Here is an 18,428-nt window from a genome sequence, read left to right as displayed (position 1 = left end):
TGCTCCTTCTATCAATGGCTAAGTTTTAGTCTGAGATTGACAAAAAGCGCTCCTAGAAATAGGGGCGCTTTTTGTTTTGGGGAATTTTTTTTTAGAGACCTGCTTCAATCCGTTAAATCCCTTAAATCCGTTACCCCCCTTACCTCCGTTGCCTTCCTTCTTGCTTTTTACTTATTGTTTCTTCCTTTATTCTTTAATTTTTTATGATTACTATAGAATATAGCCACTAGGCCGATCGAGATACTGTGACATACTCCACGGCGAAATCTTATATTATGGTCTAGGATTCCAATAGTCGGATTCAGAATATGTTGGGCTTGCTATAAAGTGTTCGCTAGCAGCAATGCAATTGTGTCAATTCCAGAATCTAACCATAGACAAATGTAGCTGATCGGGAGTCGCTCCTCACCGTCCCAAGCGCTCTATTTCTAAAGAGGATTTGTATTATGAAAGATGGACAAGAAGTACGCCGCGCCTCCACAGCCGTCATTGCCGGTGCTTGCGGGTTGGCTTTACTGACGGGAGGGGGCATTGCCTGGTGGACTGCGAACCGTTCGCCAACCCCTGCAGATACGCCGTCTTCTGCTCAGACTACCGCTCCGCCCCTTTCCCCAATTCCTGCGGAATCTCCTGCTGTAGTGATACCCGTACCCCCTCCAAATCCTGTACAAGTGCCACAGGTTCAGACGCCACAGGTTCAGACGCCACAGGTTCAGACGCCTAACGCTCTGTTGCCAAAGTCACCGCAGCCAAAGCCTTTGCCACAGACTGATGTCCAGACTGTGCAAGTCTACTGGGTTAAAGATGCCAGCGGCAAATTTGAGGGAGTTCCTACGAAAGTAGCTGTCAAACAAGCTGACAAGCCTGATGCAGCTTTACAAGCTGCTTTTAACAGTTTGTTAGCTGGGCCGAAGGATGGAACTGTTTCTAGCGAAATTCCTAATGGGACAAAACTCAGGGGTTTGAGTGTTAAGAATGACGGAGTTTATGTCGATTTGTCAGCAGAATTTACTTCGGGGGGAGGGAGCAATTCGATGACTGGCAGGTTGGGGCAGGTTATCTATACGGCTACGAGTTTACAACCGAATACCAAGGTTTGGATTTCGGTGGAAGGCAAGCCTTTAGAACTTTTAGGTGGCGAAGGTTTGGAGGTGGCTCAGCCGAGTACCCGCCAAAGTTTTGACAAAAATTTTCCCCTTTAGTAATTATGAGTCATTAGTTAGGAGTCATTAGTTAGGAGTCATTAGTCATCGGTCTGAAGGCAGAGAGTAGGGATTGATAACTTATGACTCATGGCTGATGACTCATGACCACGAATTTCTTCATGTGGTACCCGCCACGTGATTTATCCGTGGAATCAATCCCAAATCGAAAATCGAAAATCACTTATTGCCCCCGCATTTATCTCGCGCAAGTCAATCGAAAATCTAAAATCTAAAATCTAAAATCGATTGACTGGGGACTGGCAACTAATTTTCAGTGCTTCGTAGTTAGGCTAAATGCCCGAAAGTGTAGGGCTTGCTGTTCGATCCGGCTGGCAAGCCGATCGCACACCATATTACACAGCTCAAAAATTAACTCGTCTTGCACCTTATAATAAGCTGAAGTCCCTTCACTCCGGCGAGTGAGGATACCAGCTTGGAGCATGAGTTTTAGGTGCTTAGAAACATTGGCTTGACTCGTTTGAGTAGCTTCCACCAATTCTTGCACGCATTTTTCGCCGTCGCGAAGCAGGTTCAAAATTCGTAAACGCATGGGTTCGCTCAAAATACTGAAATACTCAGCAACTTGTTGCACAACCTCTTGCGGGACAGGCTGGGATGACTTCATCAAACTCACCGGAGAGAAGTGATCGGGAAATATTAGCATTTATTCTGTCCATAACAATAAAGTAATCCTTCAATCCGGATTAATTCGCATCAACACTTGACCGTATTCGACAGGTTCGCCATTTTGAACTAAAATTTCCATCACTTGACCGGAGACTTCATCAGCATCGATCTCGTTCATCAGCTTCATCGCTTCGATAATACAGACTGTCTGGCCGACCTTGATGCGATCGCCCACATTGACAAAAGGAGGCTCGTCAGGAGCAGCAGCGCGATAAAAGGTTCCTACCATCGGCGAGATAATTGACACCCATTTGGTATCGACAGAAGCAGGTACGGCAGCAGGTACAGCGACAGGGGCGACGGGAACAGGGGCAGGCAGATCCGCTGCTAAATTTTGGTCAACAGCAGGAGGTGACGCTAAGGTGGGGCTAGGAACCGCGCCCAAGGCGATTGGAGCGACAGTCGCCACGGCAGCAGGGAGCGCAGCAGAGGTGGCTGGTGAACTTGCCAGAATGCCTTTGCGTACTGTTAGTTCAATATCCCCACTTTTTAATGTCAGTTCCGAAATGCCAGTTTTGTCTAATACAGTTAGCAGGTCACAAAGCTGGTTTAAGTCTAGTTGCACAGCAGATTCAAGGGTAATTAATAATTGAAAATTGAGAATTGAAAATTGAAGATTCAGAATCCGGCGAAGCTATGAGCATCAACGAATTTGGAGAAAAAAGGGATAGTTTTTAAGCTGTGAGCGATGAGTATTGAATTTATAATTCTTTAACTCATAACTCAGAACTAAAAACTAAAAACTCCCTTTTATTCCCTCGTTTCTATTCTCGGCCGAGGTACTTGTCTTCACGAGTATCAATCCGAATCCGTTCTCCAATGGAAATAAAGAGAGGCACCATAACCTGAGCTCCGGTGGAGACGATCGCGGGTTTGCTGCCACCGGTGGCAGTATCTCCTTTGACTCCGGGATCGGTTTGCAGCACTTCCAAGACGACAGAATTGGGGAGTTCCACTTCCATGATTTGGTCGTTCCAGCGTAGGATGCTGACTTCCATCCCTTCACTGAGGTACTTGACACGATCGCCTATTTGCTTAGCATTGAGGCGACTTTCCTCGTAAGTTTCCATATCCATAAAGACGAACTCGTCGCCCTCTTTATAGGTATGCTGCATCACACTCTTTTCCAGGTTGGCTTGAGGCATAGTCTCGCCCGCCCGGAAGGTTTGTTCTACTACGTTTCCGGTTTGGACGTTTTTTAATTTTGTCCGCACGAAAGCCGAGCCTTTTCCTGGCTTGACGTGGAGGAATTCGATAACCCGCCACACGCCGTTATTCCATTCAATTGAAACACCTGGTCGAAAGTCGTTACTGGAGATCATATAAATTTTTGCGGGCAATCCCGTCGCCTTGCCGGCACGGGGGAAGTACAGTGAGTCGATTTTAGATTTGAGATTTTAGATTTGAGATTTACTCCACAGATGAATTTGGGAGATTGAACCTTGGTCTAAAATTTTGATCTCTCCACGACAGGAGTCTGGGATTGTATCCGTTTTTGAGCGGGTCAGGTTAAAGCCGCAGTCTAGCTGACGGCATCAAAAAGCAATTGGCATTTTATTTTACCGTTCAAAGGGAGCAAGTGCTGTACTGAAATGTTAATGGCAGTGGGCAGTGGGCTGTTGTCAGTTGACAATTCCCGCATCCAGGATACCCGCCACGTGATTCATCCGTCCAGAAATAAAAAACCTGTATCCGATCGACAAGCCCCCGAATTTATCTCGCGCAAGTCAATCTAAAATCTAAAATCTCAAATCTAAAATCTAAAATCGATTGACTGTTGAGTGTTGTTAGTGGGCAACTCCTCCCGGGCCGAACGAACAGACACTTTAGATGGGTAGCAGCAAAGGCGGGCGGGCAGCGCTGTGGGAAGATAATAGAGGCAATAAAAGTTAAAGTTATGTTGCATTGGCCTAATTTCTCGATCGATACGTGCAAGCGCTGGGTCAAAACCGTCGCTTTAGCGCTTCTGCTGTTCACTCTCGGACTGAGTTTCAGTGCAGTCTCCCATGCCAAACGCCCCAGCAGCAGTATGCCTGCAGGGAATGCGATTACGGACGGGCGGGCGCTGCTGCGCTTCGCTTTACCTATTGACAATCAGACTGTACGAGAGTTGCAAATCAGTCTCGAAGACATTGGCAACCACATACGATCTAAACGTTGGGGGCCTATTAGCAGCGATGTCAGCAGGGCTTCCAGGATTCTCAACCTCCGGGAATCTGACATTTTAGAGAGTATTCCCGACGCCAAAAAGCCGGAAGCTGAGGCGCTAGTTGCAGGAGTCAAGGAGAAAGTTGCTCAACTGGAAAAGGCTGTTGAGGCTAAAGACAGGGACAAAGTGATTGACTTGAAAGCCACAATCCTAGGTTCCGTAGGCGAAATCGAAGAGTTGATGGTGACAAAGTTTCCTTTTGAAGTGCCTGCCAAGTATGCTAATCTGCCTCAACTGAAAGGGCGCGCTACTGTGGCTGTACAAACTGAAAAAGGGGAAATTACTGTTGTGGTTGACGGCTACAGCGCCCCGGTTACGGCTGGTAATTTTGTGGATTTAGTCGATCGAGGTTTTTATGACGGTTTGCCGTTTATTCGATCGGAAGAATCCTACGTTTTGCAAACGGGAGATCCCGAAGGCAAGGAAGAGGGTTTTATTGACCCAGCTACTGGCAAATACCGGAATATACCGCTAGAAGTGCTCGTCAGGGAGGAAAAAGAACCTATTTACGGGATTACTCTAGAAGATGCGGGGCGTTATCGCGACGAACCTGTTTTGCCTTTTTCTGCTTTCGGTACTGTGGCTATGGCCCGTACAGAAACTGACCCTGATAGCGCTTCTTCTCAGTTTTTCTTTTTCTTGTTTGAACCTGAACTCACGCCCGCTGGCCTGAATCTGTTGGACGGCCGCTATGCTGTTTTTGGTTACATGATTGAAGGAAAAGAAGTTTTGGAGCAACTGAAGCAGGGAGACAAGATTGTTTCTGCTAAGGTAGTTAAAGGAATCGAAAATTTGGTGCGACCTCAAGTTTAACTAATGACGGCGATTGAAATCGCTTTTACACCAAAGTGACGGCGATTGAAATCGCTTTTACAGAAACAAAGCCCGCCTGCGCGGGCTGAAAAAATCAATAGTGACTGGCATTGAACTCTTGTATAAAAAAAGGTAACGGCGATTGAAATCACTTTTACACAGACAAAGCCCGCCGGAATCAGGCTGGAAGAAGAGATAATTTTTATATTTTCGTTATTGAAATTAGGAATTAAATCGAAAATATGGCTATTTTACAATTTTTATTGGTAATGGGTTTGGGCGGATTCGCAGGCTTGTTGATTGTAAAAAATGTGAATGAAAACAAGCAAAAGCAGCGGTTGGATGAGGCTTTTTATCAGTTGTTGGAAACTCAAAACAGTCAAATTTCGCTGATTCAACTGGCGGCTAGTGCTAGGGTTGAGGCTGAAGTTGCTCAGCAGTATTTAACTCGGCAAGTTAAGATTTTTTCGGCGGTTTTAGAGGTAGATGATGAAGGGGATACTTTTTATAGGTTTCCTAGGTTGCGCTTGCCGCCGAGTTCTGGTAAGGAATGGTGAATTGAGAAAGTGCGATCGACTAATTCAAAATTATGCAAGTTAAAGATATCGGTGAACAAGGTCTTTTAAGAATATTGCAAAAATTCTGCCCCGCAGAGATAGTGGGTGATGATTGCGCCGTAGTTCCGACAAATCCCAACCAATCTCTGGCTATCACTACAGATATGTTGGTGGATGGAGTGCATTTTAGCGATCGCACTACGGGGCCTTATTACGCAGGATGGCGCGCCGCAGCGGCAAATTTGTCGGATCTGGCTGCGATGGGAGCAACGCCTCTGGCGGTGACTGTAGCCCTCGCTGTGGCGGCGGATACGGCTGTGGAGTGGGTTGAAGAGTTTTATCGGGGGATGACGGCTTGCTTGCAAGAATATGATACGCCGATCGTCGGTGGCGATGTTGTGCGATCGCCCGTGGTGACTGTGGCGATTACTGCTTTTGGGGAGGTTGAGTGCGATCGTACCATTAGTCGGTCAAATGCGCGATCGGGCTGGGCGATTGTCGCTACTGGGGTTCACGGAGCCTCCCGCGCGGGATTAGAATTGCTGTTAAATCCAGAATTCGGGCAAAATCTTACAGAAGTCGATCGAGCTTCTTTAATTCTCGCTCACCAGCGCCCTAAACCGAGGCTGGATGTTTTGCCGGTTGTTTGGGAAATATTAGGTTCTGCGGGTGAGTTTTCCATCGCCGGAATGGACAGCAGCGACGGTTTAGCAGATGCGATTATTCAAATTTGTCGGGCTAGCGGTGTTGGCGCAAAAGTCGATCGTACAAAACTACCAATTCCCGATATTTTCAGCGAAATAGTATCAACCGAAAAAGCTTTAGATTGGGCCTTATACGGCGGAGAAGACTTCGAGTTAGTGATTTTTTTGCCAATAACAAGCGCTGAGTTATTAGTGGAAAAAATAGGAAACCGAGCCGCAATTGTGGGAATCGCTACCGATAGCACTGATATCTGGTTAACTGATAGCAGTGGCATTTATCCTGATGCTATATTAAAGCTCGATCGAGGATTTCAACACTTCTGAATTATCTCGCTTGTCCGCATAGGCAGACTTGGTTTGTGTAGACGCGGTTTCAACCGCCTGTTTTTTTGCTGTTATTGTAGGCAGTAGCCAGATTATTTTGGGTTTGCGTCCATTTTTCGCTACCGGGTTCCCGATTATTTAAAACTATTTCATAACCCGCAATGGCAATTTGAATATTATTCCCTTTATTCCCACTGGGAAACTCACTAATATGAATACTCAAATTTTCAATAAGACCGATAATTGAGCTAATTGTTTCTGAGTTTTCGCCAGCAATTAACTTTTTCGCCACTTGCTGTAAAGTCTCGGCAAAACTGGCATTAAGGAGATGTTGTCGCCCTTCCAGCATGGGGTAAATTACTGCTATATCCCCGTTGCTATCTTGTTCTGCTTGCAATAATTCTAGGAAAAAATTTGCATAGTCTTGGAATTTTTCACTCTTCGAGTTATTGCTATCTACGTCATCGTTCATATCGATGAGTTGCGCTAGGTAACTAGCTAGATGTCGGAGGAATTTAGCGCCATTTTCCCCTCCTTGTTCTGCCAAGGTTGATGCTACTAACTCACAAGTTTCCAGAAATCCGCGATCGAGTAATTCTGAGTTATCCTGTAATATTTGCGCTTCGTCTCCCTTGGGGGCATTCAGCAGGGTGTGAATTAATTGCAGATAGGCTTGGGCGCGGTTTTCTTCCATTTTGGGGAGTTTTGAATAACACCGGGATTTATTTTATCATGCTTGGTGGGTGGCCAGAAACCGGGTTTTTGCGAGAATATGTGGTTACAGGCGAAGATTCTGGAAAAAACCCGGTTTCTTTGGTTGTGCGTAGAAAGAATGGACTCGGCGGTTTCCACAGCCGAATCATCTATTACAATTGATTTAGATCGATTCCCATTTCTCGCAATCTTGATTCTAAAGCTTGCGATCGCGATCGTTCTTGTTGCAGCAAAGTTTCTGTCTCACTGGCGCGTCGCTCTGCTTGCTGAGCTTGTTGCTCTGCTTGTTGTCGCAGTTGCTCTGCTTGTTGTCGCAGTTGCTCGGCTTGCTGAGCTTGTTGCTCGGCCTCAATAGCCCGCGCTTGAGCCTGTCGTCGCAATTGAGCGAGTTCCACAAAACTCATAAACGCTTCTCCATCAGGGCCGAACATTTCTAGTCCCGTTTCAGATAATTGAAACCGCACGCCCAGTCTGGGGCTGATCCAACCGTCTATTTGTTCGATCGCTTCTAATTGTTCCTCTTGACGTTGCCATCCAGTCAACTCTAATGTTTGTGGGTCGTACAAATAGTATTCTTCCACACCATAACGTTCGTAAAATTTGAACTTTTGAATCATCGGAGCGGGCCGATTTCCCGGCGACCAAATTTCAAACACAACTTGTGGCCCAATATTATCTTCATTCCACTGTTGATAGGAACCACGATATCCTTTTGGTCTACCAAAAACTACCATCACATCTGGTGCTTGGCAAAGTTTATTATTTCCTTCAACGGGATACCAAAGTAAGTCACCGGCGACAAAAACATTCGGGTCATTCGCAAACAATAGTTCAGAATTTTCTTTAATCCAAACGATTAATCGAAACTGCTCGGTATTATCTGACATTGGTTCGCCGTTATCGTCGGGGTAGATGATATTTTGTTTGTCGGGAGATTGCAGTTTTGTAACCATTGCTTTTTCCCCAAAATAGATGGTGAATTTATTTTAGTGTAAATGATATCAAGCGGCTTTTTTGTGGGAAACGTGTTTTCAAGACCGGAATCCTTCCTAACGCCTAGATAATGCTACCTTGGGCATTAATCTATCCAAAATTTGCTCTATCGCCATTACTGTCCAATCAATATCCGCTTCTGTGGTTTCTCGTCCCAAACTCAAGCGAATGCCGCCAACGGCCTTAGTTTTACTATATCCCATTGCCAATAATATCGGACTCGGAGTTAGTTTGCCGCTGTTACAAGCAGAACCGGAACTAATGCCAATTCCTGCTAAGTTTAGCTGTCGCACTAAAGTCTTGCCTGTCACTTTCCCTGTGTCGCCGTCGGGAGAAACAATGCAAAAACTGACGTGGTGCGGCAGACGATAATATCGATCGCCCGTTGCGACTAAACTGGGTACGTGGGATAATTGGTCAAAAAGCCGATCGCGCAATGCAATTAACCTCGGCGTTTCCACATCTATTTCCTGCAATGCTAACTCCGCCGCCACCCCAAAACCGACGATTGTCGGCAGCGCTTGTGTCCCGGAACGCAGTTTCAATTCTTGGCCACCACCGCCTAACATTGGCACTAATTCTACTCCCGGACGCACGTAAAGCGCCCCCGCACCTTGTGGCCCGTAAAGTTTGTGACTGGAAACCGAAAGCAAGTCTACGGGAAGTTTCTGCACGTCAACTTGCAGCTTGCCGGCAACTTGAACTGCATCGGTATGAAACATGATATTGCGATCGCGCGCAATTTGTCCTAATGCCTCAATTGGTTGCAGCGTGCCAACTTCGCTTTGTCCGTAAATGATGGAAATTAACACTGTATTCGATCGCAGGGACTCTTGCAAATCCAAAGGGTGAATTCGCCCCAATTTATCAACTGGTAGGCGCGTTACCTCCCATCCCAACTGTTCGAGTTGTCGCGCCGGTTCTGCTACAGCGGAGTGCTCTACGCTGGAGATAATAATATGCTGCGGCTTTGTATAAAGACGGGCAATTCCCATAATTGCCAAATTGTCCGCTTCAGTGCCGCCGGAAGTAAAAATCATCGATTCCGGTAGCGCGTTAATCAAGCTAGCAACCTGCATTCTTGCTAATTCTAAAGCTGTCGCCGCCCTTTGTCCCCACTCGTGCAAGCTGGAAGGATTTCCCCACTGCTGAGTAAGGGCTGTTTGCATGGCTTGAATCGCTTCTGGGCGGGCGGGTGTTGTGGCGCTATAGTCGAGGTAAATTTGCATGATAAATAACTAATTAATGACTGTTGACTGTTGACTGTTGACTGTTGACTGTTGTGAGTGGCTACCAATAGCCAATAAAACCAATAACTGATGACTAACTTCCTGGTTTGCAGACGTTGTAGTCTTCATGGGACAAAACTTTTTGGGGAGTTAAGAAAGTGCCGCAATCTTCACAAAGCATTCTGTAGTTGCGAGTTACAGGAATACTGATTATCAAACGGTTGTGACGCAGGCGTTTGCCGCCGAAATCTCTGTAATTCTTATTTTCGCCCAAAGCTGCTATAATTGTTCGGGCTTTAGTGACTACGTGGTCGGGCAGACCTCTGAGATCGATGATATCTCTAGCAAATGATGCTTCCCTCTCTTGTTTTTTGGTTTGTTTTTGTGTCAGGACTTCAACGTAATGCTGCTGCGCCACCAACTCTTGCGTGCAGCGATGGCACGCTTTACCATATCCTTTGTGACCGCACGGAAAAATTCTTTTTCTTTTAGCCATAAAGCAGCGGTATAGGGTTTGACCCACGCCCCTGAATGCTGCTACCTTACCAGTGATGCTTCCGGCATCGAGGCAGTTCTACAAGACGCAAAATCTGTTCCCTTGCATAAATTTAATAGGTTGTAACTTTACTTGATCCAATAGCTTTGAACTGTGAGAAGGCTAATAACCTCTATATTTATTAAAATTTTGTGGCTGTATTGTATTATCATTTACTCGGTTTCTGTTGTGCTGGGCTGGTGGCGATCAATCTGGCGGGCTGCGGACAAACAAAGCAAGACGTGCAGAATTTACCTCTCAGTCTGGCTCCATTGCCTCAAGACCCCTTGTTGCAAGTATACTTCAATCAGTCGATCGCTTCGAGTTATACAGAGCCTTACCGCCAGCAAACTAGACCTGGAGATGATTTAGAAAACTTGATTGCTGTGGCGATCGCCAGTGCTGGATCGACGGTAGATGTTGCGGTTCAGGAGTTTCGCTTGCCCGGTATTGCGAGGGTTTTGGCCGAACGAGGGCGATCGGGAATTAAAGTGAGATTAATTGTCGAACATATCTATAGTCGCCCTTGGAGCGATTTTACAGCCCAGGAGTTGGCGAAATTACCGGAAAGAGAGCGCGATCGTTATAACGAATTTGTGCAACTTGCCGATACCAATAAAGACGGTAAATTAACGGCAGATGAAATCAAGCAAAATGATGCTTTGGTAATTGTCAAAGATGCGGGTATTCCTGTAATTGACGATACTGCTGACGGCAGTAAAGGCAGCGGTTTGATGCACCACAAATTTGTTGTAATTGACGGCAAAACCGTAATCGTAACTTCGGCTAATTTTACCACAAGCGATATACATGGCGATTTCAAGACACCTGCAAGTCGCGGCAATGCGAACAATTTGGTGAAAATTGAAAATGCTCAAATAGCGCAACTATTTACTCAAGAATTTAACATCATGTGGGGCGACGGGCCCGGAGGCAAACCGGACAGCAAGTTTGGCATCAAAAAGCCGTTTCGTCAAGTGCAAAAAGTAAGAGTAGGGAATTCGACAGTGGCGGTGCAATTTTCGCCGACTTCCCAGACTTTGCCTTGGGAAAAAAGCGTTAACAGTTTGATAAATCGAAATTTGGGTAGTGCGAAAAAGTCGGTTGATTTGGCATTGTTTGTATTTTCGGCTCAGCGGTTGTCAAATACTTTGGAAATTCAAGCTAGCCGGGGAGTTGCGGTGCGAGCTTTAATTGACTCTAATTTTATTTATCGCTCTTACAGTGAAGGGTTGGATATGATGGGGGCGACTTTGATGCAAGATTGCAAGTTAGAAACTGACAATCGCCCTTGGAGAAAGCCGCTGACTGCGGTGGGAGTGCCGCTGTTACCAATGGGCGATCGCCTGCACCACAAATTCGGCGTTGTGGACGGCAAAACGGTGCTTACAGGTTCTCACAACTGGAGTGAGGCGGCAAATCACGGGAATGACGAGGCGCTGCTGGCGATCGATAATCCGACAGTTGCGGCCCATTTTGAGCGGGAGTTCGATCGGCTTTACAAAGGTGCAACCTTGGGAATTCCCGCCCGCATCAAACAGAGAATTGATGCTAAGAAAAAAGAGTGCGATTCACTACAAGCAGCATCAAAATCTGCGAGTGCTAAACCTCAAATTGCTGCCGGAAAAAAGTTAGTTAATTTAAATGCCGCGACTCAGGAAGAATTAGAAACTTTGCCTGGAGTTGGCCCGAAGTTAGCCGAGAGAATTATTGCAGCGCGACAACAGCAACCTTTTACCTCTTTAGACGACGTGGCACGGGTTCAGGGCATTGGGGACAAGATTTTAGAGAGATGGCGCGATCGAGTAACTTGGTAGTTACGTTCGTACTCCTCACATTTTGCACCATTTTCAATTACTTGTTTAGGAACAGGCTTTCCGGCCTGTTCCACAAAGAGTGAATTTTCTTGTGGAACAGGCCGGAAAGCCTGTTCTTGACAATACTGCAACATCTCAGTAATCAGGACTTCATTCCTGACTCTAAAAAGTTCACAGTCATAACTTCCGTCCTTCCTTTCGCAACTCAGCATCAAAGACTCAAGTTCTCACTAGAAACCTATTGGCTCTACTTTGACAACACCTCAGCTCTCAAGTTAAAATAACTTCTAAACAAAATGCTATCTATTCACCTGAGAGGTAGAGAGAGATGGAACACGCCAGATTTGTTATGGGGAGGCCACAAATCAAATTTCTAGCTATCTTGGTGGGGGCATTTTTTTTGATTCTAGCAGCTTTCACAGTCAGCGCCCAGCAGAGTAGCGAAGCACAATTTAGGGTCAAAAACGAAAACGCTTTTAATATTAATTTAATTCAATTTAAGCGCACTGAATATGTAGGCCCCTGTGCCGGTACTGTCTTCTCCCCTGATTCGCAAAGCGCTCGATTTGTCTCCAGCAAAACTCCTCCCGGCCCTAACAGAAGGGTGATGATTAAAAATGTGACTGATGGCATGGAAACTAACCCCTATCCCTACACAGACAGAGGTTACAACAAAGGTGAGTTTTCCGAGGATTTTGGATTTAAGTTGGGTAACAGTCACAAAACAAGAACTTTTTCGGTTTTAGAGGGAGAAAATAAGTTTATCTATGAAATTAAAGAAAATGACCAAGTTATAGAACAGGGTTCGCTTACGGCTGAAGTTTCTATACAAAACTTAGGTACTTTTCCCCGTCAGCAAATTTGTCAAGATCGGGTAGAATGTCGGGATACTGCTGATTGTCGCGATCGTAAAGGCAGAAAAAGAAGTTGCAGACAAGAGTGTTTTCCTGTTCAACAGTGTCGCTGTCCCTAACTACTTTCTGTCCAAAAATTATTTTATTTAATTAAGGCCAGAAGACAAAGAGGAATAACAAACCAGAAACAAGATAAGTTATTTTCCACGGAATAGGGGCAACCACGCAGCGCTGTTTCATTCTCTTGTAGGGGCTGCCCCCCGTGGCTGCCCCCATGTCCCAAACGGCTGTGAAATCGTCTGTGGGGGCTAGGCATTCTTGGCACTACAAGGGTCAAAAGCCTGATTTTCGTGAGAAAGAAACCGCCCTGGGCAACCACGGGCGATTGCCCCTCCAATAAAATTGTTGGTTCAAGTAATTGGGTGAAAGTAAAATGCTGCTCCTAACACGATATATGTTGCTAAAAGCAGCACTCCTTCGAGCCAATTAGAGCGCCCGTCGAGACTAATTAGATTAGCAATTGTTACTGCAATGGCAACTGCAACTACTTCAAACGGATTGAAGTTTAAATCCATCGGCTGATGAATTATTAATCCGATAATTACCAACACCGGCGCTACCAGCAAAGCAACTAGCAAACTCGAACCCATCGCGACAGAAACTGACAAATCCATATTGTTTTTCATCGCCACTCCCACCGCAGTTACATATTCGGCTGCGCCGCCCACAATCGGCAACAGAATTACCCCTGTAAACAGCGGCGTTAATCCCAATCCTTTGGTAGTTTCTTCGACAACACCCACGAAAATTTCTGATTCAAAAGCAACAGCAACAGTTGAGGCAACTAGCACTCCTATCCACAGCCACAAATTCGGTTTGTGCGTAGTAGATTCTTCTTTGGTATTTTGAGGATTTTCTGACTCTAGTTCTACTAAGCCAACATCGTAAAGATAGCTGTGGGTTTTTAATGAAAATAACAGAGTTAGAGCGTAAACTGCAATTAGGACGATCGCAGTTATTAAGGAAAGATTCTGAATGGCTGCGGGTTCGACTCCATTGGAGGTATAAATTACCATTGTCGGCAGCAGGATGGCAATCACTGCTAGAGTCATTGTGGAACCGTTCACCCGCGCGATTATTGGCTTAAATTCCTGTTCTTTGTAGCGGATTCCTCCTAACAGCATGGAAAATCCCATGACTAAAAGCAAGTTGCTGATAATTGTACCGGTTATGCTGGCTTTCACAATGTCAATTAAGCCAGCTTTTAGGGCAACTATGGCAATAATTAATTCCGTAGCATTGCCGAAGACTGCATTTAATAAGCCGCCTATGGAGGGGCCTGTAACGATCGCCACTTCTTCTGTTGCTGTGCTCAACCAAATCGCCAGAGGTATAATGCCTAAAGCGGATGTGATGAAAACTGCAAGGGAACCCCAGTGCAAATACTCAGCGGCGATGGAAATGGGGATGAAAATTAACAGCGCTATGGAAAGAATCTTTTTGATTGACATAGGAACTCGGATGGTGTAAGGAATGGTGATGTCGAGTTGTCGGGGCGATCGCAAAGTTGATTTTACACTATTCAACTATTCTCTGACAATTCTGCTGGCGAGTGCGATCGATAATTGGAAATATTTAACCGCAAATGCACCCAGAGCGAGGCAGATTGAATATAATAGAATGATATCGACATCGGTGAAAAGATATGTCTCAATCTGTAGTGCCAGTTGTTGAATCAAAGCAAATTGATACTTCACCCACCTTGACCTTTGAAGAATACCGATTTTATCAAACTGATTCCTATCTACAATATGAACTGTACAAAGGCAAATTAATTCCGATGCCAACCGCCACAGTTTTACATATCAAAATTTGCGAGTATTTAGTTTACAAATTGCAGCGTTACCTAGCGGAACACAATCTTGACTTAGTAGCAAAAACAGGTTTAGGAGTGAGAACAGAAGAAGATACATCTCGGATTCCTGATGTAGTTGTTTGCACTCAAAGTCTTTTGGAACAAGCTGGTGCTAGACCAGGTGCTGGTATCCTCGATTTTGAGGAAAAGCCGCTGTTAGTGATAGAGGTAGTGAGTCAAAATCGGCGCGCCGATTATGTGATTAAACGAGCTGAGTACGAACTAGGTAACGTGCCCGAATATGTAATTGTTGACCCTACACCTAACAAAGAACTGGTGCGAGTTTTAGCCTTTCCTGAAGGTGAAGACATCTATACACAAACAGATTTTGTGCCGGGGCAACAAATGGTGTCTGTAGTCTTTCCAAATCTGACATTATCAGTGAATGAAATACTGTCTCCGCCATTAGTTGAAGGGTTGATTAAAGCAGAACAAGCTCGGTTCCAGGAACTTGAGCAGCAAGCTGATGAGCAGCGCCAACGGGCGGAAAGATTGGTGGCGAGGTTGCGAGAATTAGGAGTAGATCCCGATCGCATTTAGGAGCTTTCTGTCAGAACCCCGAATTCTTAAAAAAGTCGGGGCTCTGGGTATTCTGTTGGTTGAGGTGGGCTTGATACTGTGCAACTATTCAACCCAACGCACCCGCACAAAATGAGCTTCGCGTCCCCAGAAGTCGTGACTTACAGTAATATCAACAACACTCAAATTAAACGGAATAGCAGTTGTCACGTACCGCTGAGCCAGAGCGCCCACATCAGGAGCTAACTGAGCCGCAGCCGCCGCCGCAGCACCCAAACCGAACAGTTGCAGAATGGGCCCGCGAGGCAGGGCTAAATTGATGCCAACAGCAAGTCCTGCAGTCAGCAGCATTGCCACCGACAAATTCGTGCCACAGCGGGGATGTACAGCTAAATCCCACTCTCCGCTGGCAATCCGGTGCAAAGCCTCGCGCACTGCCTGACGCAACTGTGCAATGTTAACGTGCCCATAAAGAAAAAACCCTTGGTCTGTGGACATTCCGCCCAATAACTCATTATCGGCTCTTGCTGTGGTCGCACCAAACGATTGGCTTAGTACCCAAACAGTAGCGTGTTCCAAAGCATGAACTTGGCGCAAAGTCAAGACTTCCTTCAAACCGGGCACAAAATTGAGTTGTCGCAACAAATCAGCATCTTGAGTCCGCTGCGGGGCAAAGTCGAAGGGAAATTGGCCGGTGCGGCCGGAAGCAGAAGCAGTAGTTGTCATATCAAAACGCCTCCATTAACTCGATTAAGTGGATATTTAAAATTAGCAATTCGGTTGAGAAAAAGCCGGTCATACATTATCAATAGTTGTGGCTTTAAAACCTAGCAATGGCAGGTTTTGTGCAAAAAACATTAGCCATCAACCTGCCCTTACTAACAAATATTCCCAGTTTATTGCTCTAGCCGCTGCCCGTCCCGAAATACTCCCGGAATTCGCCGGCCTCTGGTATCGATAATTGTGCCTTTGCCGTGAGGCAATCCCTTGCGTAACTCTCCCTCATAGCGGATACCGTTGGAGAACGAACAGTTACCCCTGCCATCAAGTTCTTGAGTATAGAACTGTCCCGAACACCGACTGCCGTCAGCGCGGGTGAACGCTCCCGTACCTAAAGGCTTGCCCCCTAAAAATTGACCCACAAAGCGATCGCCATTGGCAAAAATGAATTGCCCTTGTCCCGTAGGCACGCCTACTTTTTGATCGAGAGAAAACGACCCCACATAGCGATCGCCATTAGTAAAAATAGCTGTGCCGGAACTAACTTTGCCATCTCGGAATATACCCTCGACGCGGGCGTCGTCCTTAAATATAAATTGTCCTCGGCCATTTGGTTTGCCCAGACGGAACTGCCCCTCATAGCGATCGCCGTTGGAATATATGTATACCCCAGTGCCGCTGGGCAAACCGTTAACGAACTGTCCGATGTAGCTATCACCGCTGTCATAATCGCACCTAACTCTACCTGTAGCGATAGCTGGCACGCAGCGGCCGGTTCTAGCTTCTGTTCCTTGCGCCATTGAGGGCAAGGGATAAGTAGCGTAACTACCAATTCCCAACACTGATGCAACTAATAAAGCGATTCCACTGGTCCAAGAACGGGAAATCATCAATCAACTTGCTCCTATGCGCTGTTAGATATTATCTTCTTCTGTCCTTTGTCTTTTGTCCCATTTGTTGTCAAAACTTGACTGAAAAGCTCAATCATTTATCCTTTACGAAACTCCGGGCTTGCCGTTGCGAAATACCCCCGGAAAGCGCCTACCTCTAGCATCTATCATCGTTCCCACACCGTGAGGCACTCCCTTTCGCAATTCTCCTTCATAGCGCGTACCGTTGGGGAAAGTGCAGGTGACACTAGCGTCAAGTTCTTGATTAAAAAATCTGCCGGAACAGCGAGTGCCGTCTACCCGCACCAATACCCCAGGGCCAAAGGGTGAGCCTGCAAAGAATTGTCCTTCATAGCGATCGCCATTGGTATAAAAAAATTGACCCCGCCCTGATGGTTGGCTGCTAATGGCATCAGTCTGAACGTTCCTGACGACTGCGAAGTCTCCGACGTAGCGCTCGCCGTTGGGGAAAACGACCGTCCCAGATCTCATTGTGCCGTCTTGGAACACGCCTGTGTAGCGGGCATCATCTTTAAAAATGAATGTCCCTCTACCGTTTGGCACTCCATTCCGAAAATTTCCTTCGTAGCGATCGCCATTAGCGTACACGTAGACTCCAGTGCCGTCGGGCAGGCCGTTGACGAAGTTTCCCTCGTAGTTATCGCCTCCCTCGTAATTGCATTTTACTCTTCCCGTAGGAGGGTTTCCCTGGCAGAAGGGAGAGCGTTTTCCTTCTTCTGGTGCTGGTTGAGCTATTGATGGCTGGGGATTCAAGAGATTAGTGGCGCTGCCGATACAAGAAGCAACTAATATCACCATCCCTAATTTTTGAATTGAACTGAGCACGATCGATCTCCTTTAACTTCAATTACTAATAGGGATTTTCTAGAAGCTAATACTTGCTGAAAAGTCCTCTATTTTTTAATCCCTTTACTAATTTTACCTTCAGGTTCGATATCTGCCCTAAATGCAAAAAGGCAAAAACTCTAATTTTTGCCTTTAGCATTTTTCCTGCTTTACTGTCAATTTTCAGCGTCGCGCTGAGCTATTCGGATTTGGGAGACGGCTAATAACTGCATTGGCTGGTTGTGGTTGGCGACTGGCGGGTTTTTCGCCAACACCTTTGGCTACCTCAACGCCGTTTTCCTCCAGAATCACGATCGGATCGGCTCCTTGCTTGAGATCGACCCGCTTCACCAGAACTTGCCCGTTAGACAACCGCTGCCCGACTTTGACATATCGGCTAGTTGGTTCATTCGGTACTTTGACAATCACTTGCGTCTCGTTCCCGACTTTTACCACCCCACTGACTTCAGTGCCTGTAGCGATGTCAGTAGAAGGCGGTGGCGGAATTACTGGGATGACGGGAGGAGGTGGGGGATTTGGGTCTACCCACTGGGGCGGGCGCTTGTCTACTGGCAGTTCCGGCAGATCCGGCACTCCTATGGGTCTCGCTGCTATTGGTTGGGGCGGGCGTGGGGGTGCTGGAGGGCGAGGCTGCGGATTCCGCGCATCTTGCGGTCTACCTCCTGTTGGCCCAGTTCCAGGACGACCGGTGCCAGGACCTCTTGCTACCCTGGCATTGGGGTCTCTCCATTGGGGGGGGCGCTTGTCTACTGGCAGTTCCGGCAGATCCGGCACTCCTATGGGTCTGGCTGCTATTGGTTCGAGTCCAGGCGGGGATGTACGAGTACGACCTAACTGAGGAGCATTTAGCCCCGGAACTATGGGAGGCGAGCCAAT

General features: G+C 46.5%; 18 protein-coding genes and 1 pseudogene. 7 read left to right on the top strand and 12 right to left on the bottom strand.

Annotated elements, in window-relative coordinates; translation table 11 throughout:
* Window positions 1-446 precede the first annotated feature (446 nt).
* A complete protein-coding gene (locus QT984_RS24415; RefSeq protein WP_333058571.1) occupies window positions 447-1,202 on the top strand; it encodes a GerMN domain-containing protein in 756 nt (251 codons plus the stop codon).
* A gap of 274 nt (window positions 1,203-1,476) precedes the next feature.
* Here the strand turns inward: QT984_RS24415 and QT984_RS24410 are convergent, their stop codons facing one another.
* The 3 genes from QT984_RS24410 to efp form a co-directional block, all read right to left on the bottom strand.
* Complete coding sequence (locus tag QT984_RS24410) at window positions 1,477-1,869, bottom strand: ArsR/SmtB family transcription factor (RefSeq protein ID WP_006631662.1); 393 nt, start codon at window positions 1,867-1,869, stop codon at window positions 1,477-1,479.
* Between the two features lie 30 nt (window positions 1,870-1,899).
* On the bottom strand, window positions 1,900-2,457 hold the full coding sequence (gene accB / locus QT984_RS24405; RefSeq protein WP_333058572.1) for an acetyl-CoA carboxylase biotin carboxyl carrier protein: 558 nt from the start codon (window positions 2,455-2,457) through the stop codon (window positions 1,900-1,902).
* Window positions 2,458-2,656: 199 nt separating this feature from the next.
* Window positions 2,657-3,214, bottom strand: a complete 558-nt coding sequence (gene efp, locus QT984_RS24400; RefSeq protein WP_333058573.1) for an elongation factor P — start codon at window positions 3,212-3,214, stop codon at window positions 2,657-2,659.
* Between the two features lie 575 nt (window positions 3,215-3,789).
* Between efp and QT984_RS24395 the strand changes: the two genes are divergently transcribed.
* The 3 genes from QT984_RS24395 to thiL all read left to right on the top strand — a co-directional run bounded on the left by QT984_RS24395 (window position 3,790) and on the right by thiL (window position 6,499).
* Window positions 3,790-4,914 (top strand): peptidylprolyl isomerase, encoded by a 1,125-nt coding sequence (locus QT984_RS24395; RefSeq protein WP_333058574.1) that lies wholly within the window; start codon window positions 3,790-3,792, stop codon window positions 4,912-4,914.
* Window positions 4,915-5,156: 242 nt separating this feature from the next.
* Window positions 5,157-5,471 (top strand): hypothetical protein, encoded by a 315-nt coding sequence (locus tag QT984_RS24390; protein WP_333058575.1) that lies wholly within the window; start codon window positions 5,157-5,159, stop codon window positions 5,469-5,471.
* 32 nt (window positions 5,472-5,503) lie between these two features.
* A complete protein-coding gene (thiL, locus tag QT984_RS24385; protein WP_333375152.1) occupies window positions 5,504-6,499 on the top strand; it encodes a thiamine-phosphate kinase in 996 nt (331 codons plus the stop codon).
* A 49-nt stretch (window positions 6,500-6,548) separates the two neighbouring features.
* On the opposite strand, the gene QT984_RS24380 is transcribed toward thiL, so the two are convergent.
* The 4 genes from QT984_RS24380 to QT984_RS24365 all read right to left on the bottom strand — a co-directional run bounded on the left by QT984_RS24380 (window position 6,549) and on the right by QT984_RS24365 (window position 9,931).
* Window positions 6,549-7,193 carry a hypothetical protein gene (locus QT984_RS24380; protein WP_333057643.1) on the bottom strand — a complete coding sequence of 215 codons (645 nt, stop codon included), beginning with the start codon at window positions 7,191-7,193 and terminating at the stop codon, window positions 6,549-6,551.
* Window positions 7,194-7,365: 172 nt separating this feature from the next.
* Window positions 7,366-8,166 (bottom strand): Uma2 family endonuclease, encoded by an 801-nt coding sequence (locus QT984_RS24375; RefSeq protein WP_333057642.1) that lies wholly within the window; start codon window positions 8,164-8,166, stop codon window positions 7,366-7,368.
* A 96-nt stretch (window positions 8,167-8,262) separates the two neighbouring features.
* Window positions 8,263-9,435: a cysteine desulfurase family protein gene (locus QT984_RS24370; protein WP_333057641.1), complete on the bottom strand. Its 1,173-nt coding sequence runs from the start codon at window positions 9,433-9,435 to the stop codon at window positions 8,263-8,265.
* Window positions 9,436-9,529: 94 nt separating this feature from the next.
* Window positions 9,530-9,931 (bottom strand): DUF7682 family zinc-binding protein, encoded by a 402-nt coding sequence (locus QT984_RS24365; RefSeq protein WP_333057640.1) that lies wholly within the window; start codon window positions 9,929-9,931, stop codon window positions 9,530-9,532.
* 191 nt (window positions 9,932-10,122) lie between these two features.
* On the opposite strand from QT984_RS24365, the gene QT984_RS24360 reads away from it, so the two are divergent.
* Both QT984_RS24360 and QT984_RS24355 read left to right on the top strand, forming a co-directional pair.
* A complete protein-coding gene (locus tag QT984_RS24360) occupies window positions 10,123-11,787 on the top strand; it encodes a DUF655 domain-containing protein (protein ID WP_333315016.1) in 1,665 nt (554 codons plus the stop codon).
* A 328-nt stretch (window positions 11,788-12,115) separates the two neighbouring features.
* Window positions 12,116-12,760, top strand: coding sequence for a hypothetical protein (locus tag QT984_RS24355; protein ID WP_333057637.1), 645 nt, complete (start codon window positions 12,116-12,118; stop codon window positions 12,758-12,760).
* Window positions 12,761-13,051: 291 nt separating this feature from the next.
* Here the strand turns inward: QT984_RS24355 and cax are convergent, their stop codons facing one another.
* Window positions 13,052-14,152 (bottom strand): calcium/proton exchanger, encoded by a 1,101-nt coding sequence (cax, locus tag QT984_RS24350; protein WP_333057645.1) that lies wholly within the window; start codon window positions 14,150-14,152, stop codon window positions 13,052-13,054.
* A gap of 194 nt (window positions 14,153-14,346) precedes the next feature.
* Between cax and QT984_RS24345 the strand changes: the two genes are divergently transcribed.
* Window positions 14,347-15,096, top strand: coding sequence for a Uma2 family endonuclease (locus QT984_RS24345; RefSeq protein WP_333057635.1), 750 nt, complete (start codon window positions 14,347-14,349; stop codon window positions 15,094-15,096).
* Between the two features lie 84 nt (window positions 15,097-15,180).
* Here the strand turns inward: QT984_RS24345 and QT984_RS24340 are convergent, their stop codons facing one another.
* The 4 genes and pseudogenes from QT984_RS24340 to QT984_RS24325 form a co-directional block, all read right to left on the bottom strand.
* Window positions 15,181-15,801 (bottom strand): DUF6391 domain-containing protein, encoded by a 621-nt coding sequence (locus tag QT984_RS24340; RefSeq protein ID WP_333057633.1) that lies wholly within the window; start codon window positions 15,799-15,801, stop codon window positions 15,181-15,183.
* A 170-nt stretch (window positions 15,802-15,971) separates the two neighbouring features.
* On the bottom strand, window positions 15,972-16,685 hold the full coding sequence (locus QT984_RS24335) for an MORN motif-containing protein (RefSeq protein WP_333057632.1): 714 nt from the start codon (window positions 16,683-16,685) through the stop codon (window positions 15,972-15,974).
* Between the two features lie 105 nt (window positions 16,686-16,790).
* The gene (locus tag QT984_RS24330; RefSeq protein WP_333057631.1) at window positions 16,791-17,531 is read right to left on the bottom strand and encodes an MORN motif-containing protein; all 741 of its coding nucleotides are present in this window, start codon (window positions 17,529-17,531) and stop codon (window positions 16,791-16,793) included.
* A 183-nt stretch (window positions 17,532-17,714) separates the two neighbouring features.
* Window positions 17,715-18,428: pseudogene (locus tag QT984_RS24325) on the bottom strand (hypothetical protein); the annotation flags it as partial.

It is taken from the genome of Microcoleus sp. Z1_B2 (genome assembly GCF_036700325.1).
GTDB lineage: Bacteria > Cyanobacteriota > Cyanobacteriia > Cyanobacteriales > Microcoleaceae > Microcoleus.
Note: the sequence above shows the minus strand (reverse complement) of the source record. Positions and strands in the feature narration are given on the sequence as shown.

Coding starts and splice junctions, on each gene's coding strand:
- QT984_RS24415 (WP_333058571.1), top strand. CDS start 447: ATGAAAGATGGACAAGAAGTACGCCGCGCCTCCACAGCCGTCATTGCC.
- QT984_RS24410 (WP_006631662.1), bottom strand. CDS start 1,869: ATGCTAATATTTCCCGATCACTTCTCTCCGGTGAGTTTGATGAAGTCA.
- efp (WP_333058573.1), bottom strand. CDS start 3,214: ATGATCTCCAGTAACGACTTTCGACCAGGTGTTTCAATTGAATGGAAT.
- QT984_RS24395 (WP_333058574.1), top strand. CDS start 3,790: ATGTTGCATTGGCCTAATTTCTCGATCGATACGTGCAAGCGCTGGGTC.
- QT984_RS24390 (WP_333058575.1), top strand. CDS start 5,157: ATGGCTATTTTACAATTTTTATTGGTAATGGGTTTGGGCGGATTCGCA.
- thiL (WP_333375152.1), top strand. CDS start 5,504: ATGCAAGTTAAAGATATCGGTGAACAAGGTCTTTTAAGAATATTGCAA.
- QT984_RS24380 (WP_333057643.1), bottom strand. CDS start 7,193: ATGGAAGAAAACCGCGCCCAAGCCTATCTGCAATTAATTCACACCCTG.
- QT984_RS24375 (WP_333057642.1), bottom strand. CDS start 8,166: ATGGTTACAAAACTGCAATCTCCCGACAAACAAAATATCATCTACCCC.
- QT984_RS24370 (WP_333057641.1), bottom strand. CDS start 9,435: ATGCAAATTTACCTCGACTATAGCGCCACAACACCCGCCCGCCCAGAA.
- QT984_RS24365 (WP_333057640.1), bottom strand. CDS start 9,931: ATGGCTAAAAGAAAAAGAATTTTTCCGTGCGGTCACAAAGGATATGGT.
- QT984_RS24355 (WP_333057637.1), top strand. CDS start 12,116: ATGGAACACGCCAGATTTGTTATGGGGAGGCCACAAATCAAATTTCTA.
- cax (WP_333057645.1), bottom strand. CDS start 14,152: ATGTCAATCAAAAAGATTCTTTCCATAGCGCTGTTAATTTTCATCCCC.
- QT984_RS24345 (WP_333057635.1), top strand. CDS start 14,347: ATGTCTCAATCTGTAGTGCCAGTTGTTGAATCAAAGCAAATTGATACT.
- QT984_RS24340 (WP_333057633.1), bottom strand. CDS start 15,801: ATGACAACTACTGCTTCTGCTTCCGGCCGCACCGGCCAATTTCCCTTC.
- QT984_RS24335 (WP_333057632.1), bottom strand. CDS start 16,685: ATGATTTCCCGTTCTTGGACCAGTGGAATCGCTTTATTAGTTGCATCA.